At 64.5% G+C, this 15856-nt stretch carries 16 protein-coding genes; 7 read left to right on the top strand and 9 right to left on the bottom strand.

Features of this window, described 5'->3' with window-relative positions; all coding sequences use genetic code 11:
• Positions 1-70: 70 nt before the first annotated feature.
• From acs to GGR17_RS15520, 6 genes are all read right to left on the bottom strand, one after another.
• The gene (gene acs / locus GGR17_RS15545) at positions 71-2020 is read right to left on the bottom strand and encodes an acetate--CoA ligase (RefSeq protein WP_054539510.1); all 1950 of its coding nucleotides are present in this window, start codon (positions 2018-2020) and stop codon (positions 71-73) included.
• Between the two features lie 70 nt (positions 2021-2090).
• Positions 2091-2846, bottom strand: coding sequence for an ABC transporter ATP-binding protein (locus tag GGR17_RS15540; RefSeq protein ID WP_037210101.1), 756 nt, complete (start codon positions 2844-2846; stop codon positions 2091-2093).
• Positions 2847-2927: 81 nt separating this feature from the next.
• Positions 2928-3683 carry an ABC transporter ATP-binding protein gene (locus GGR17_RS15535; RefSeq protein WP_037210100.1) on the bottom strand — a complete coding sequence of 252 codons (756 nt, stop codon included), beginning with the start codon at positions 3681-3683 and terminating at the stop codon, positions 2928-2930.
• A 12-nt stretch (positions 3684-3695) separates the two neighbouring features.
• Positions 3696-4913, bottom strand: coding sequence for a branched-chain amino acid ABC transporter permease (locus GGR17_RS15530; protein ID WP_054539509.1), 1218 nt, complete (start codon positions 4911-4913; stop codon positions 3696-3698).
• 4 nt (positions 4914-4917) lie between these two features.
• Positions 4918-5949 (bottom strand): branched-chain amino acid ABC transporter permease, encoded by a 1032-nt coding sequence (locus GGR17_RS15525; protein ID WP_054539508.1) that lies wholly within the window; start codon positions 5947-5949, stop codon positions 4918-4920.
• 112 nt (positions 5950-6061) lie between these two features.
• Positions 6062-7408: a substrate-binding protein gene (locus GGR17_RS15520; RefSeq protein WP_054539507.1), complete on the bottom strand. Its 1347-nt coding sequence runs from the start codon at positions 7406-7408 to the stop codon at positions 6062-6064.
• Between the two features lie 224 nt (positions 7409-7632).
• On the opposite strand from GGR17_RS15520, the gene GGR17_RS15515 reads away from it, so the two are divergent.
• The 5 genes from GGR17_RS15515 (at position 7633) to GGR17_RS15495 (ending at position 13353) form a co-directional block, all read left to right on the top strand.
• Positions 7633-8934: a helix-turn-helix transcriptional regulator gene (locus GGR17_RS15515; RefSeq protein WP_054539506.1), complete on the top strand. Its 1302-nt coding sequence runs from the start codon at positions 7633-7635 to the stop codon at positions 8932-8934.
• A gap of 66 nt (positions 8935-9000) precedes the next feature.
• Complete coding sequence (locus tag GGR17_RS15510; RefSeq protein WP_037210081.1) at positions 9001-9369, top strand: response regulator transcription factor; 369 nt, start codon at positions 9001-9003, stop codon at positions 9367-9369.
• On the top strand, positions 9366-9626 hold the full coding sequence (locus tag GGR17_RS15505) for a hypothetical protein (protein ID WP_255353433.1): 261 nt from the start codon (positions 9366-9368) through the stop codon (positions 9624-9626). Before GGR17_RS15510 ends, GGR17_RS15505 begins: the two co-directional genes overlap by 4 nt.
• On the top strand, positions 9626-12313 hold the full coding sequence (locus GGR17_RS15500) for an ATP-binding protein (RefSeq protein WP_054540434.1): 2688 nt from the start codon (positions 9626-9628) through the stop codon (positions 12311-12313). Before GGR17_RS15505 ends, GGR17_RS15500 begins: the two co-directional genes overlap by 1 nt.
• Positions 12314-12360: 47 nt before the next feature.
• Positions 12361-13353 (top strand): FliM/FliN family flagellar motor switch protein, encoded by a 993-nt coding sequence (locus GGR17_RS15495; protein WP_162231829.1) that lies wholly within the window; start codon positions 12361-12363, stop codon positions 13351-13353.
• Here the strand turns inward: GGR17_RS15495 and GGR17_RS15490 are convergent, their stop codons facing one another.
• From GGR17_RS15490 to GGR17_RS15480, 3 genes are read right to left on the bottom strand one after another with little or no spacing between them, the layout of a single operon-like run.
• Positions 13354-13782: a YeeE/YedE family protein gene (locus GGR17_RS15490; protein ID WP_037210333.1), complete on the bottom strand. Its 429-nt coding sequence runs from the start codon at positions 13780-13782 to the stop codon at positions 13354-13356.
• On the bottom strand, positions 13782-14207 hold the full coding sequence (locus GGR17_RS15485) for a YeeE/YedE family protein (RefSeq protein WP_037210339.1): 426 nt from the start codon (positions 14205-14207) through the stop codon (positions 13782-13784). Before GGR17_RS15485 ends, GGR17_RS15490 begins: the two co-directional genes overlap by 1 nt.
• A 43-nt stretch (positions 14208-14250) precedes the next feature.
• Positions 14251-15114 (bottom strand): MBL fold metallo-hydrolase, encoded by an 864-nt coding sequence (locus GGR17_RS15480; protein ID WP_037210332.1) that lies wholly within the window; start codon positions 15112-15114, stop codon positions 14251-14253.
• A gap of 150 nt (positions 15115-15264) precedes the next feature.
• Here GGR17_RS15480 and GGR17_RS15475 point away from each other — a divergent pair, with 150 nt between their 5' ends.
• Together GGR17_RS15475 and GGR17_RS15470 are read left to right on the top strand one after the other, a co-directional pair.
• The gene (locus GGR17_RS15475) at positions 15265-15582 is read left to right on the top strand and encodes a TraR/DksA family transcriptional regulator (protein WP_037210330.1); all 318 of its coding nucleotides are present in this window, start codon (positions 15265-15267) and stop codon (positions 15580-15582) included.
• A 49-nt stretch (positions 15583-15631) separates the two neighbouring features.
• The gene (locus tag GGR17_RS15470) at positions 15632-15844 is read left to right on the top strand and encodes a PH domain-containing protein (RefSeq protein WP_054539504.1); all 213 of its coding nucleotides are present in this window, start codon (positions 15632-15634) and stop codon (positions 15842-15844) included.
• Positions 15845-15856: the final 12 nt, after the last annotated feature.

Below are 15856 nucleotides of genomic sequence, written 5' to 3'. Positions count from 1 at the left end.
CGCCTGCGGCGCATGCCTCCGGCGGGGATATTTTCCGGAAAGATGAAAGGGCTGGCGTTGTCTTGTCGGATCAGCCCCGGTTCATGCGGTTTTCGATCAGATCGTCGACCACGGCGGGGTCGGCCAGGGTGGAGGTGTCGCCCAGGGCGGCGAAATCATCCTCGGCGATCTTGCGCAGGATGCGGCGCATGATCTTGCCCGAGCGGGTTTTCGGCAGGCCCGGCGCCCATTGCAGCAGATCGGGCTTGGCGATGGGGCCGATTTCCGTGCGCACCCAGGTTTCCAGCTCCTTGCGCAGTTCGTCGCTCGGGTCGATCCCGTTCATCAGGGTGACGTAGGCGTAGATGCCCTGGCCCTTGATCGGGTGCGGATAGCCGACCACGGCGGCCTCGGCCACCTTGGCGTGGGCGACCAGTGCGCTTTCGACCTCGGCCGTGCCCATGCGGTGGCCCGACACGTTGATCACGTCGTCGACGCGGCCGGTGATCCAGTAATAGCCATCGGCGTCGCGGCGGCAGCCGTCGCCGGAGAAGTAGTAGCCCTTGTAGTCGGAGAAATAGGTTTTCTCGAACCGCTCATGGTCGCCCCAGACGGTGCGCATCTGGCCCGGCCAACTGTCTTTCAGGCAGAGAACGCCTTCGGCCTCGGTGCTGGTGATCTCGGCCCCGGTGTGCGGATCGAGGACGACGGGCTGCACGCCGAAGAAGGGCGTGGTGGCCGAGCCGGGCTTGGTCGGCGTGGCGCCGGGCAGGGGGGTCAGCAGGTGGCCGCCGGTTTCGGTTTGCCACCATGTATCGACGATCGGGCATTTACCCTTGCCGACGACATCGTTGTACCAGTTCCAGGCTTCGGGGTTGATCGGCTCGCCCACGGTGCCGAGCAGCTTCAGCGTGCCGAGATCGTATTTTTCGACCGGCGCGTTGCCATGGGCCATCAGCGCGCGGATGGCGGTGGGGGCGGTGTAGAACTGATTGACCCTGTGCTTTTCGCAGATCGCCCAGAACCGGCCCGCGTCGGGCCAGGTGGGCACGCCTTCGAACATAAGTGTGGTGGCGCCGTTGGCGAGGGGGCCGTAGACGATATAGCTGTGGCCCGTCACCCAGCCGACATCGGCGGTGCACCAGAAGATATCGCCCTGGTGATAGTCGAAGACGTATTCATGGGTCATCGCGGCATAGGCCAGATAGCCGCCGGTGGTGTGGACCACGCCCTTGGGCTGTCCGGTGGAGCCCGAGGTATAGAGGATGAACAGCGGGTCTTCGGCGCCCATTTCGGCGGGGGCGCAGTATTCGTCGGCCTCCAGCGCCAGTTCGTTATAGTCATAGTCGCGATCGGCGATCCAGGTGGTCTGGCCGCCGGTGCGTTTGACCACGAGGCATTTCACCGTGTCCTTGCAATGCAGCAGGGCGGTGTCGGTGTTGGATTTCAGCGCGGTCTTGCGGCCGCCGCGCGGGGCCTCGTCGGCGGTGATGACCACCTTGGCGTCGCAGCCGTTGATCCGGGCGCCGAGCGCATCGGGAGAGAAGCCGGCGAAGACGATCGAGTGGATGGCGCCGATCCGGGCGCAGGCGAGCATGGCATAGGCCGCCTCGGGGATCATCGGCAGGTAGATCACCACCCGGTCGCCCTTGCGCACGCCCATGTCTTCCAGAATGTTGGCCATCCGGCAGACGCGTTTGTGCAACTGGGTGTAGGTGATGTGCTGCGCCTCTTCGGCCGGATCGTCGGGCTCGAAGATGATCGCGGTCTGGTCGCCACGGGTGGCCAGGTGGCGGTCGATGCAATTGGCGGCGGCGTTCAGGGTGCCGTCTTCGAACCAGTTGATCGAGATGTTGCCGGGGGCATAGCTGACGTTCTTGACCTTGGTATAGGGCTTGATCCAATCCAGCCGCTTGCCGTGTTCGCCCCAGAATGCCGCGGGATCGGCGATGGAGGCGGCGTAGAGTTCGCGGTATTTGGCGGCGTCGATATGGGCTGTTGCGGTGAATTCGGCGCTGGGCGGATAGGTCTTGTCGCTCATGGGTTCCTCCCCGGTATTCGGGACGTCTTCTCAGGTGGGCCCGGCCCCGGCGGGGCCGGTGTCGGGATGCTCAGATGGCCAAATATTCGGCCCGAAGTGTTTCGTTTTCAAGCACTTCGGCGGCGGTGCCGTCGAACACGATCTGGCCGGTGTCAAGGATCACGGCACGGTCGGCCAGCTCCAGCGCCCGAACGGCGTTCTGCTCGACGATAACGGTGGTGATGCCCTGTTCCTTGATGTGGATCAGGGTCTTTTCGATCTCGTCCACGATCACCGGAGCGAGCCCCTCATAGGGTTCGTCCAGCAGCAGCACCTTGATGTCGCGGGCCAGCGCGCGGGCGATCGCCAGCATCTGTTGTTCGCCGCCCGACAGGGTCACGCCCTCTTGCTTGCGGCGCTCGCCCAGACGCGGGAACAGCTCATACAGGCGGTCGATCGACCAGCCGATCGGCGGCGCGATCTGGGCCAGCTGCAGGTTTTCTTCGACGGTCAGGCCGGGGATGATGCGCCGGTCTTCGGGCACCAGCCCGATGCCCGCCATCGAGGCCTGATGCGCGCGCATCATGTGCAGCGGCTGGTGATCGAGCCAGATCTCGCCATGGGTCGCGGCCGGGCTGTCGAGCCGGGCAATCGCGCGCAGGGTCGAGGTTTTGCCGGCGCCGTTGCGGCCCAGAAGCGCCAGGATCTCGCCTTCATGGACGTTGAAGGTGACACCCTGCACGATGTAGCTTTCGCCGTAATAGGCATGCAGATCCCAGACCGAGAGGAAGGCCGGGGCGGTGGCCGCCTGATTGGCGTTCTTGTTGAAGTCGGGTTTGACGTTCATTGCTGTTTCTCCTTGCGGGCCCGGTTCCGGTGCGAGGAACCGTTGCGATCTTTCGGGGAAAAATCGGGGGTGGGACCCATGTCAGGCGGCCTCGCCCAGATAGGCTTCGCGCACTTTGGGATGGCCCTTGATGTTCTCGGGCGTGTCCTCGACCAGCGGTGTGCCCTGGGCCAGGACCGTGATCCTGTCGGCCAGCGAAAACACCACATGCATGTCATGCTCGATGATTGCCATGGTGATGTCGCGCTTTTCCTTGATCTCCTTCAGCAGGTCGATCGTGTTGTTGGTGTCGGCGCGCGCCATGCCGGCGGTGGGTTCGTCGAGCAGCAGCAGCCGGGGCTCCTGCACCAGGCACATGGCCATTTCCAGTCGCCGCTTGTCGCCGCGCGACATCGAGGCCGAGTGCATGTGCCTTTTGCTGACCATGTTGACGTCTTCGAGCATCTGCATGGCCTTATCCATCATCTCCTTTTCGGCGGAGACGGTTTCGAAGGCGTGCAGGCGGAAAGCGCCGTCGCGGCGGGCGAAGCAGGGGATCAGCACGTTTTCCAGCACGGTCAGATCGCCGAAAATCTCGGGGGTCTGGAACACGCGGGAAATGCCCATCTGGTTGATCTCATGCGGTTTGCGCCCCAGCACCGACTGGCCGTCGAACATGACAGAGCCGGTATCGGGGATCAGCTTGCCCACCAGGCAGTTCAGCAGGGTGGATTTGCCCGCGCCGTTCGGCCCGATGATGGCATGCACCGTGTTTTCCTGCACAGAGAGGTTCACGTTGCTCAGGGCCTGAAGGCCGCCGAAGCGTTTGTTGACGCCTTTGACTTCGAGAATACCCATATCACCGTCTCCTTATTCGGCCACGTGAGGCGCTTGTTTGGGGTGGTGCTCGGAGTCATCCCCCGAGGGCTTGTCTTTCTTGCGGAAGAGTTTCGCCAGGCGCTGGCCACCTTCCATCAGCCCGCCGGGCAGGAAGATCACAACGGCCATGAACATCAGGCCCAGCGTCATGTTCCAGCCCTTGCCGACGAAGGGGTGGACGATGAAGACGAGCGTATCCTCCAGCCCATCGGGCAGCGCGGCGAACCAGCCGTGCAGCACGTTGTCGTTGATCTTGGAGAAGATGTTCTCGAAATACTTGATGAAGCCCGCGCCAAGCACTGGCCCCAGAAGCGTGCCGGTCCCGCCGAGGATGGTCATCAGCACCACCTCGCCGCTCGCGGTCCACTGCATGCGGTCAGCGCCGGCCAGCGGGTCCATCGAGGCCATCAGCCCACCGGCAAGGCCGGCATACATGCCCGAGATCACGAAGGCGGCGAGCGTATAGGGGCGCGCATTCAGGCCGGTGTAGTTCAGCCGGGTCTGGTTGGTCTTGACTGCGCGCAGCATGAGCCCGAAGGGCGAGCGGAAGATCCGCATGGCCAGGTAGAACGCCGCCACCAGGATGATCGCGCAGACGTAGTAGCCAGCGTTGAACTGGAACAGCCAGGCCCCCGCATGCATCTCATAGGTCGAGCGCATTTCGATCCCGAACAGGCTGGTGACGGGGATCGAGCCGTCGGCGCCCGTCGAGGCGCCCAGAATGCGCGGATCGTTCAGCGTGAGCTGGAGCCCGGTTTCGCCATTGGTGATCGGCGTCAGCACGGAATAGGCCAGATTGAAGCTCATCTGCGCAAAGGCGAGCGTGAGGATCGAGAAGTAGATGCCCGAGCGGCGCAGCGACACGAAGCCGATCACGAGCGAGAACAGCCCCGCGACGATGATCGACAGGATGATCGCCGGGATCACGTTCATGCTGAGCAGCTTGAACATCCACACCGCCGAATAGGAGCCCACCCCCAGAAAGGCCGCATGGCCGAAGGAGAGGTAGCCGGTGAGGCCGAACAGGATGTTGTAGCCGATGGCGAAGATGCCGAAGATCACGAAGCGCTGCATCAGGTCGGGATAGCCCGCATTGAACTGCGCCATCTCGCTGCCCTCGGGGAAGGGGTTCAGGATGAAGGGTGCGGCAAAGGCCAGCAGTGCCACCACCGCCAGGAGGGTTACGTCTTTCTTTTCGAGACCGAGCATGGTGTTAGTCCTCCATCACGCCTTTACGACCCATCAGGCCGCGCGGGCGGGTCAGCAGAATTATGATTGCGACCACATAGATGATGATCTGGTCGATGCCGGGAAGGAGCGATTTGATCGCGTTCATCGAGGCGAAGCTTTCGAGAATGCCCAGCATGAACCCGGCCAGCACCGCGCCGGGCAGGCTGCCCATGCCGCCAACCACGACCACGACGAAGGACAGCACCAGGAAGTCCATGCCCATGTGGTAGTTGGGAGAGTTGATCGGCGCGTACATCGCGCCGGCGAGCCCCGCCACAGCGGCGGCGATGCCGAACATGATGGTGAATTTCTTGTCGATGTTGATGCCCAGCAGACCCACGGTTTCACGGTCGGCCATGCCGGCGCGCACCACCATACCGAAGGTGGTGAACTGCAGGAAGGCGAAGACCGCGCCGATGATGACGGCCGCGAAGAAGAAATAGACCATCCGCCAGTAGGGATAGATGATCGCGTTCGCCTCCATCCCGATCAGGGCGCCGAAATCGAACGAGCCCTTGAACGCGTCGGGGGCGGGGGTCGGGATCGGGTTGGCGCCGAAGAAATACTTGACGACCTCCTGCAGCACGATGGCCAGGCCGAAGGTGACCAGGATCTGGTCGGCATGGGGGCGCTTGTAGAAATGCTTGATCAGCCCGCGTTCCACCACATAACCGATGCCGATCATCACGGGGATGGCGAAGAGGATGGACAGCGGCACCGCCCAGTCGATCAGCGCGCCGCCGAACTCGGGGCCGAACCAGGATTCGACATAGGCCGTCTTCACCTTCAGCGGGTTGCCGAGGAAATCGACCCGTGTCGGATCCACCGTCTCGAACGACAGCGTCAGAAGCTTGGAAACGGTGACGGCGCAGAAGGCGCCCAGCATGAACAAGGCGCCATGGGCGAAATTGACGACGCCCAGGGTGCCGAAAATCAACGTAAGACCCAGCGCGATCAGCGCATAGGCCGAGCCTTTGTCGAGCCCGTTGAGGGTTTGCAGAAGGATCGCGTCCATCGGTCCCCACCCTTTTCGATTATACAGTGAAAATGCGCCCGTGCGGTATGTTGCCCCGGACAGCGAGGAACCGGCCGCGCCCGCGGGCGCGACCGGCGAGAGTGTCAGCCGCTCATGCGCCCGGGTTGCACTTGCCCAGCGAGCCGCCTGCGAACATCGGGTGATCGGGCGCATATTCGACCTGCGCGCGCGGCGTGATGTCCACGATTTCCAGCAGATCGTACTCGTTGGCCGGGTTCTCTTTGCCCTGCATCACGAGAACGTCCTTGAAGCACTGGTGGTCTTCGGCGCGGTAGAGCGTCGGGCCGTTGCCCAGGCCATCGAACTCGAAACCTTCGAGGGCTTCGACAACGGCGCAGGGATTGAACGAACCGGCGCGCGCAACGGCATCCGCATAGAGGATGGTCTGGGCATAGGAGGTCTGCGCGGCGTTCGACGGCGGAAAGCCGTATTTGGTGCCGAACGATTTCACGAACGCCTTGGTGCCTTCGTCCTGCAGCGTCCAGGACCAGTTGGTCGAGCCCAGGATGCCCTTGATGTTTTCGCCCGCGCCCTTGGCCATCAGCTCTGAATAGAGCGGCACGACGATCTCGAACTGCTTGCCGTTGACCATCTTGTCGCGCAGGCCGAACTGCACCGCGTTGGTCAGCGAGTTCACCATGTTGCCGCCGTAGTGGTTCAGGATCAGCACATCGGCCCCCGAATTCAGGACCGGCGCGATATAGGACGAGAAATCGGTCGCGGCCAGCGGGGTGCGGACCTTCTCGACCGTTTCCCAGCCAAACGCCTCGGTCGCGGCGGCGATCGATTCCTCCTGGGTCCAGCCCCAGGTGTAATCGGCGGTCAGGTGATAGGCGCGGCGGTCAGAGCCATAGCGTTTGGCCAGCACCGGCGCCAGCGCGGCGCCCGACATGTAGGCGTTGAAGAAGTGGCGGAAACCGTTGGCCTTCTTGTCCTTGCCGGTGGTGTCGTTGGAATGGGTCAGCGCGGCCATGAAGATCACGCCCGCTTCCTGGCAAAGGCCCTGAACAGCCACGGCCACGCCCGAGGACGAGCCGCCGGTGATCATGATGGCGCCGTCTTTTTCGATCATCGACTTGGCCGATGCGCGCGCGGCGTCCGATTTGGTCTGGGTGTCGCCGGTGACGAAGTCGACCTTCTTGCCCAGGATGCCGTTGCCCTGCAGCGCCTTGGAACTGAAGGTGTTCAGCATGCCGCCGTCGCCGTCGCCGTTCAGATGCTCTACGGCCAGTTCGTAGGCGCGCAGTTCGTCGGCGCCTTCGTCGGCGTAGGGGCCGGTCTGGGGGACGTTGAAGCCAAATGTCACCGAACCGCCGGTGGGCTCGTTGGTGAAGGCCGATGCGGAAGAGGCTGTGAAAATCGTCGGCAGCGCCAGCCCCGAACCGGCGACGGCACCGGTCTTGAGCACGCCGCGACGTGTGAGGGTCGTCTTGGACATGGAATCCTCCCATTATGTTGAGTGCGGTCCAGCGCCTCCTCTGCGCGGAACGCGGCCCTTTTACAGGGCACCTTCAGTATCGTGGCAAGTTCGAAAACCAAGCAACAACTGCTTTACAACAAAGAACTTTTTTGTAAATTTATGAACAAGTTTCGATGCGTGGTTGTAAATAAATTCTCACGCACCCGCAGAAAGCCCTTGTAACAAACGGAGATTTTCCAGCCATGCGCGGCGGTCTGACCGGAACCAGAATTCGCGAACGCCGCATGATGGCGGGGCTGCGCCAGGCGGAGCTGGCGGCGGCAGTGGGAATTTCGCCCTCATATCTCAATCTGATCGAGCATAACCGGCGCAGAATCGGCGGAAAACTTCTGGTGGATATCGCGCGGCGGCTGGATGTCGAGGCGTCGGCGCTGGCCGAAGGGGCCGAGGTGGCGCTTTTGCAGGGGCTGCGCGAGGCGGCCGCGGGGCATGAGGCGGCTTCGGCCGATCTGCCCCGGATCGAGGAATTCGCCGGGCGGTTTCCGGGCTGGGCGCAGTTGGTCGTCGATCAGGGTCGCCGCCTGGCCGAGCTGGAGCGCACGGTGGAGCTGCTGAGCGACCGGATGGCGCATGACCCGTCGCTGTCGGCCTCGTTGCACGAGGTGCTTTCGGTGGTCACGGCGATCCGCGCCACCGCTGCGATTCTGGCAGAGACCAAGGATATCGATCCGGGGTGGCAGGCGCGCTTTCACCGCAACATTCATGACGACAGCCGCCGCCTGGCCGAGGGCACCAAGGCGCTTGTGACCTATCTCGACGACAGCACCGACGCGCCCGACAGGCAGGGCACACCGCAGGAAGAGGTCGAGGCGTTTCTGAAGGCGCGCGGCTATCATTTTCCGGAACTGGAGGCCGGGCACGCGGATATCGGCGCCCTGATCGCCAGCGGCGCAGAGCTGTCTTCGGCGCCCGCGCGCGAACTGGCGCGGCGGTTTCTGGAGCGCTATGCGCACGATGCGGCCAGCCTGCCGCTGGAGGCGTTTGCGGCGGCGGTGTCGGAGACCGGGCCGGAGCCGGGGCATCTGGCGCATCGGTTCGGTGTTGATCCGCTGATGGTGTTCCGTCGGCTGGCCAGCTTGCCGGAGGCGCGGATGGGCACGCCGGCGGGGCTGGTGCTGTGTGACGGGTCGGGCACGTTGACCTTCCGCAAGCCGCTGGCCGGGTTCGCGCTGCCCCGGTTCGGGGCGGCCTGCCCGCTGTGGCCGCTCTACCGGGCGCTGACCCATCCGATGGACCGGGTGCGCCTGGTGGTCGAGCAGGCGAGCCGCCCGCCGCAGCGGTTCCTGACCTACGCGCTGTGCCAGCCCGTTGGCATGCAGGGCTTTTCCGGGCCGCAGGTCGTCGAGGCGGCGATGCTGATCCTGCCGGCGCCGCGCGGCGCTGAAGATGCCGAGGCAACGCCGATCGGCACGAGCTGCCGCGTCTGCCCGCGCCGCGACTGCGCCGCCCGGCGCGAGCCGTCGATTTTGGCGGATGGGTTTTGACAGGGGCGGGGTTCTTGGCAATAGTTGCGCGATAATAACAACAACCGACAAAGCGGGGGGGGAATAATGGGCCGCGATGTCCTGCTCATCGAGGATGAGCCGAATATAATAGAGGCGATCCGCTTCGTGCTGTCGCGCGATGGCTGGAACGTGCAGACCCATTCGGATGGAAGGGGCGCCTATGACAGGGTGGTCGATCTGCGGCCGGATGTGGTTATTCTGGATGTGATGCTGCCAGAGCGCAGCGGGTTCGACATTTTGCGCGATATCCGCGCGGGCAAGGAAACCGCCGCGCTTCCGGTGCTTGTGCTGACGGCCAAGGGCCAGAGCAAGGACAGGGAGATGGCCGAGAGCCTGGGGGCCAGCCGGTTCATGACCAAGCCGTTTTCGAACAACGAGGTTCTTGCCACCGTGCGGGATCTGGCGGGCCCGTGAAGGCGCCGGCGCGGCCCCTGTTTCTGGAGCGGCGGGGCTATCGCAGCCGCCGGATCATGGATGCCTCACGACTGTTGCCGGTTCTGGGGTTCCTGCTGTTCATGGTGCCGCTGGTGCGGCAGCCTGACGGCAACGGGCCGACGGCCGGCTATCTGGTCTATCTGTTCAGCGTCTGGTTCGTGCTGATCGTGATCGCGGCCATATTGTCGCGGCGCCTGCGCCGGGCGACCGGCGGCGCGCCGGAGGAGCGTCCGTGATCCCGTTCAACATTCTTGTCGCGGTCTGTGTGGTCTATGTGGCGGGGCTGTTTCTGGTGGCCTTCGTGGCAGAGCGCCGCGCCGCGAACGGCCGGTCGAGCTGGCTGCGCTCTCCGCTGGTCTATACGCTGTCGCTGTCGGTCTATTGCACGGCCTGGACGTTTTACGGTGCGGTCGGCTATGCGGCGCGCTCGGGGCTGGAATTTCTGACGATCTATCTGGGCCCGACGCTGGTGCTGGTCGGGTGGTGGTGGGCGCTGCGCAAGCTGGTGCGGATCGGCAAGACCCAGCGCATCACCTCTGTCGCGGATCTGATTTCGTCGCGCTATGGCAAGTCGAACACGCTGGGGGTGATTGTCACGCTGCTGGCGGTGGTTGGCACGACACCCTATATCGCGCTGCAACTTCAATCGGTTACGCTGTCTTTCTCGGTCTTTGCTGAATCCGACACGCTGGGCTGGGCGCCGATGGATCTGAACGCGACCTCGCTTTGGGTGGCGGCGGGGCTGGCGCTGTTCACCGTGCTGTTCGGCACCCGCAATCTGGACGCGAACGAGCAGCATCACGGTGTTGTCACCGCCATCGCGGTCGAGGCGGTGGTGAAGCTCGTGGCGCTGCTGGCGGTGGGCATTTTCGTGGTCTGGGGCGTTGCCGGCGGCGTCGAGGGGATGATGGACAGGATCGCATCCTCGCCCCTCGCGCAGACCCGTTTCGCCGGCGGGCGCTGGGCCGGGCTGACCTTTCTGTCGGCCGCCGCGGTGCTGACGCTGCCCCGCATGTTTCAGGTTCTGGTGGTGGAAAACGCCGATGAGCGCCACCTGGCCACCGCCTCCTGGGCGTTTCCGCTCTATCTGTTCCTGATGAGCCTGTTCGTGGTGCCGATCGCGGTGGTGGGGCTGGCCAGCCAGCCGGCGGGGGCGAACCCGGATCTGTTCGTGCTGACCGTGCCGCTGAGCCTCGGCCAGGAAGGGTTGGCGACGCTGGCTTTTCTGGGCGGGTTCTCTTCGGCGACCTCGATGGTGATCGTGGCGGCGATCGCGCTGTCGACGATGGTGTCGAACCATATCGTCATGCCGCTGTGGCTGAGCTGGCAGAGCGCGGGCGCCACCGTGTCGGGCGATGTGCGCCGGGTTGTGCTGGGGGCGCGGCGGGTGTCGATCGGCGGGGTGCTGGTGCTGGGCTACCTCTACTACCGCCTGACCGGCGGGTCCGAGGCGCTGGCCGCGATCGGCCTGATCTCCTTCGCGGGGGTGGCGCAGGTTCTGCCGGCGCTGCTGGGCGGCATCTTCTGGCGCGGGGCGACCAAGCGGGGGGCGGTGGCGGGCCTTGTCACCGGCTTTGCCATCTGGGCCTATGCGCTGTTTCTGCCCAGCTTCGGCGCCGGCGGGGTGATGAGCGCGGCACTGCTGGCCGACGGGCCGTGGGGCATCGACTGGCTGCGGCCGCAGGGGTTGTTCGGTTTTGCCGGGATGGACCCGCTGATCCATGCGATGTTCTGGTCTTTGCTGCTGAATACCTTCTTCTTCTTCGCCGTGTCGCTGTCGGGCTTTCCGTCACCGCTGGAGCGGTTGCAGGGGGCGCAGTTCGTCAATGTGTTCGAGCATTCCTCGGGCGCGCATGGCTGGGTGCATGGCGCGGCCGAAGCTGAGGATCTGCTGATGATGTCGCAGCGCATTCTTGGCCCCGAAAAGGCCCAGGGCCTGTTTCAGCGAGAGGCCGTGGCCCAGGGCAAGGTCGGCTATCTGCCCGACACCACCCCCGCCTTTCTGGAACGGCTGGAGCGAGAGCTGGCGGGGTCGGTCGGGGCGGCGACCTCACATGCGATGGTGGGACAGATCGTCGGGCGCTCGTCTGTGTCGGTCGAGGATCTGATGGCGGTCGCCGACGAGACCGCGCAGATGATGGAATATTCCAGCCAGCTCGAGGCCAAATCCGAAGAGCTGAGCCGTACCGCGCGGCAGCTGCGCGAGGCCAATGAAAAACTGACCGAGCTGTCGGTTCAGAAGGACGCCTTTCTCAGCCAGATCAGCCACGAGTTGCGTACGCCGATGACCTCGATCCGGGCATTTTCCGAGATTCTGATGGACGGGCGCACGCTGTCGGAGGCCGAGTTCAGCCGGTATTCCTCGATCATCCACGAAGAGGCGATCCGCCTGACCCGGCTTCTGGATGATCTGCTGGATCTGTCGGTTCTGGAAAACGGTCAGGTCAGCCTGAACCGGCAGCCGGGCAACCTGCGCGATCTGATCGACCGGGCGGTGGCCGCGACCGGATCGCTGGACGGCGCCGGACGGCTGAAGATCAACCGCGCCCGCGCGGCCGAGGATCTGGCGCTGCTCACCGATACCGACCGGCTGAGCCAGGTGTTCATCAACATCATCGCCAATGCGCAGAAATACTGTAACGCGGCTGAACCGGAGCTGCGCATCCGGGCGCGGCGGACGGGGCAGGGTATCGTGGTCGATTTCATCGACAATGGCAGCGGCATTCCCAAAAAGAGCCAGAGCATCATTTTCGAGAAATTCTCGCGGCTGAGTGACCGGAACGCGGCGGGCGGGGCCGGGCTGGGCCTGGCGATCTGCAAGGAGATCATGCAGAATCTGGGCGGCGACATCGCCTATCTGCCGGGGCAGGGCGGCGCGGCCTTCCGGGTGCGCCTGCCAATGACAGAAGCGCAAGCCGCCTGACCGGCGGTAACCATTTGTGAACCTGCGTCGGGGCATGATCGCGGCATGTGGCATTTGCAAGGCATGTGATGTTCGACGACAGCCCGCAATCGGTACTCAAGCGCATGGCGGCGGTGCGCGCGCCCGTGGCCGCGGCGCGCCCGGCGATGTTCCCGTCGCGCGCGGTGGAGCTGGCCCTGGCCCGCGCCGCGGAGCAGGAACTGGGGCTCGATCTGTCGGTGGCGGGTGTGACGGAATGCAGCCCCGAACTGTCGGAGATCGAGGCCGAGGCGGGGGAGCACGCCCTGCTGGCCCTGCTGGAAGGGGCAGAGGGCGCAACGGGCATGCTGGTGCTGTCGGCGCCGGTGCTGGGCGCGGTGGTGGCGCAGCGAATGACGGGCCGGGTGCCGGCGCAGGCCACCCCGCCCCGCCCGCCGACACGGATCGACGCGGAAATCGCGCGTGGCCTGATCGACCGGACGCTGGCGGTGCTGGGCGCCTCGCTTGACGGGCAGGCGGCGCTGCGCTGGGCCGTGGGGTTCCGGTATCGGGGCAGCTTGCCGGACAAGCGGCTGATCCGGTTTTCGCTGCCCGAAGGGCGGTTTCACGGGTTCCGTCTGACGCTGCGCCTGGCGGGTGGTGCAGCCGAGGGAACGGTGTTTCTGGCCCTGCCGGAAATCCCTGCACCGGCGGTGGCAGAGCCTGCGGGCGCATCGCCGGAGGCGCGCGCCTGGTCGTCGGCGCTGCAGGACGGGGTGCTGGGCGCCGAGGTCACGCTTGAGGCGGTGTTTGCACGGCTGCGATTGCCGCTGTCACGCGTGATGGGGCTGAAAGTGGGCGAGGTTCTGGCGCTGCCCCGCGCGAGCGTCGATCATGTGCGGCTGGAGGATGCGGGCGGGGCACTGATCGGGGAAGGCAAGCTGGGGCAGTTGCGCGGCGACCGGGCGCTTCGCCTTCCGGCCGTGAGCGGCGCGCCCGAAAAAGGCGCGACCGGGGGCAAACCGGACGCGCCTGAGCTTTCATTGGAAAGACCGGCGGCCGGGACGGCCGCGCCGGGCTGATCAGGCTTCGGCTGGTTCGGCCAGCCGGGCGCGCAGCGGCACCGCGGCCATCATGCCCGCCAGCATCGCCACCACGAACAGCCAGTGGCCGAAGCCGCCATAGCTGAGCGAGGCCAGAGACGGGCCGGGGCAGAGCCCGGCCAGGCCCCAGCCCATGCCGAACAGCACCGAGCCGACCACGAGGTTGCGGCCGATCTTCGGGGCGGGCGGCGTCGGGAACTCTCCGCCCAGGGCCGGGCGGCGGCCTTTGGTCAGCAGCCAGGCCACGGCCATGGGCAGGATGCCCCCGCCCATCACGAAGGCCAGCGTGGGGTCCCAGTCGCCGAACACGTCGAGCCAGCCCTGCACCTTGGCGGTGTCGGTCATGCCCGAGATGAACAGGCCGGCGCCGAACAGCGCGCCCGAGATGAATGCAAACAGGTTGCGCATCAGATCACCCCCAGAACATGGCGGAACAGCACCATCGTGATGCCCCCCGCGCCGATATAGAAAACGGTCGCGGTGATGCCGCGCAGCGACAGCCGCGAAATGCCGCAGACCCCGTGCCCCGAGGTGCAGCCATTGGCCAGCCGCGTGCCGATGCCCACCAGCAGCCCCGCCGCGATGATCACCGCCACGTTGGAGGTGATATGCGTCTCGACCGTGCGGTAGATCGGGTAGATCGGGATCGGGGCCAGAATGACCCCGGCGATGAAGGCCACCCGTTCCCACACCGTACGCATGCCCGACCCATCGACCAGCCCGCCGACAATACCGCTGGCGCCCATGACGCGCCCGTTCACGAGCAGATATACCGCCCCGCCAAGGCCGATCAGCAAACCGCCGACAAAGCCCCAGATCCAATCCTGTTCAATCATTTTCGCGCGCTTCCTTCGGGCCTGTCCGCCCTGTTCTGGTTCAGAGTTTGTTGACGGGCACTTTCAGATAGACGGTGCCGTTGTCTTCGGGTTCGGGCATCTGCCCGGCCCGCATGTTGACCTGCAGCGACGGCACGATCAGCCGGGGCATGCCCAGGGTCGCGTCGCGCTCTGTCCGCATCTTGATGAAGTCGTCCTTGTCATGGCCGCCGCCGACATGGATGTTCTTGGCCTTCTGCTCGCCCACGGTGCTTTCCCACGCATAGACCTCGCGGCCCGGCGCCTTGTAGTCATGGCCGACAAAGATCCGGGTCTGATCGGGCAGGGCGAGGATCTTCTGCACCGAGTCAAACAGGGTCTCGGCCGAGCCGCCGGGGAAATCGCAGCGGGCGGTGCCGAAATCGGGCATGAACAGCGTATCGCCGACAAAGGCGGCATCGCCGATCACATAGGTCAGGCAGGCGGGGGTGTGGCCGGGTGTGTGCAGCACGTCACCGCGCAGCTGGCCGATATGGAAACTGTCGCCTTCCTTGAACAGCTGATCGAACTGGCTGCCGTCGCGCTGAAACCTGGTGCCTTCGTTGAAGACCTTGCCGAAGGTATCCTGCACCACCGTGATCTTTTCGCCGATGCCGATCTTGCCGCCGACACGCTCCTGGATATAGGGCGCGGCCGACAGGTGGTCGGCGTGAACATGGGTTTCCAGAATCCACTCGACCTCGACCCCCTGTTCCCTGACCCAGGCGATCACCGCATCGGCGGAGCGGGTGTCGGTGTGGCCGGAGGCGTAGTCGAAATCCAGAACGCTGTCGATGATCGCGGCCTTCTTGGACATCGGGTCGCGCACGACATAGGAAACGGTGTTTGTGGCCTCGTCGAAAAAGGCTTTCACTTCGGGTGACATCTGGGTTGCTCCTCCTTAAGGGCTTTGTGCAACATATGCGATTTTAGATATATGTTTCAATCCTCGCATTTATGCGCATTTGACGTGCATCAATGAAGACCTCGCGCCACACTGTAACACTCATGCAAATCAAAGACGGGAGGAAACCGCATGGTCGATCTGGCGGCGCGTAAAAAGGTACTTGAAAACAGGTTGTTGGAGCTTGACGCCCGGCTGCACGGAATCGAGGCGGAGCTGGACACGCATCAATCGAAAGACTGGGAAGAGCTGGCCGTCGAGCGCGAGGAGGATGAGGTGCTCGAGGGGATCGGAAGCTCTGGCCTGGCGGAAATTGATCGGATTCGCGCGGCTCTGGCGCGAATTGAAGACGGAAGTTACGGATTTTGTGTAAAATGCGGCGAAGAGATCGCGGCAAAGCGGCTTGATATTCTGCCCGCGACGCCATTTTGCAGCCGTTGTGCGACCTGACTTGGCTAACACTGACTTGGCAAAAATCTTTTCTGAACAGGAGGAAGACATGGCCTTTGAAGAACTTAAAGCGGGGATCGCCCTGATTCTCGAGGAAATCGAAAAGCGTCCGGACGACCGGCACGTCCTGCAGGAAGAGCTGCGCGAGAAGATTTCCGAGATGCGCTCGCTCGGGATGGAGGTGCCCAAGGACCTTCTGCGGCTCGAAGAGCAGCTCGAACAGGATGACGCCGACGACATGTATGACAACATGCCTGTCTGAGCGTGATCCGCT

Source organism: Actibacterium naphthalenivorans, assembly GCF_014196965.1.
GTDB lineage: Bacteria > Pseudomonadota > Alphaproteobacteria > Rhodobacterales > Rhodobacteraceae > Actibacterium_A > Actibacterium_A naphthalenivorans.
The sequence above is the reverse complement of the archived record's forward strand: the minus strand, read 5'-3'. Positions and strand labels throughout refer to the sequence as shown.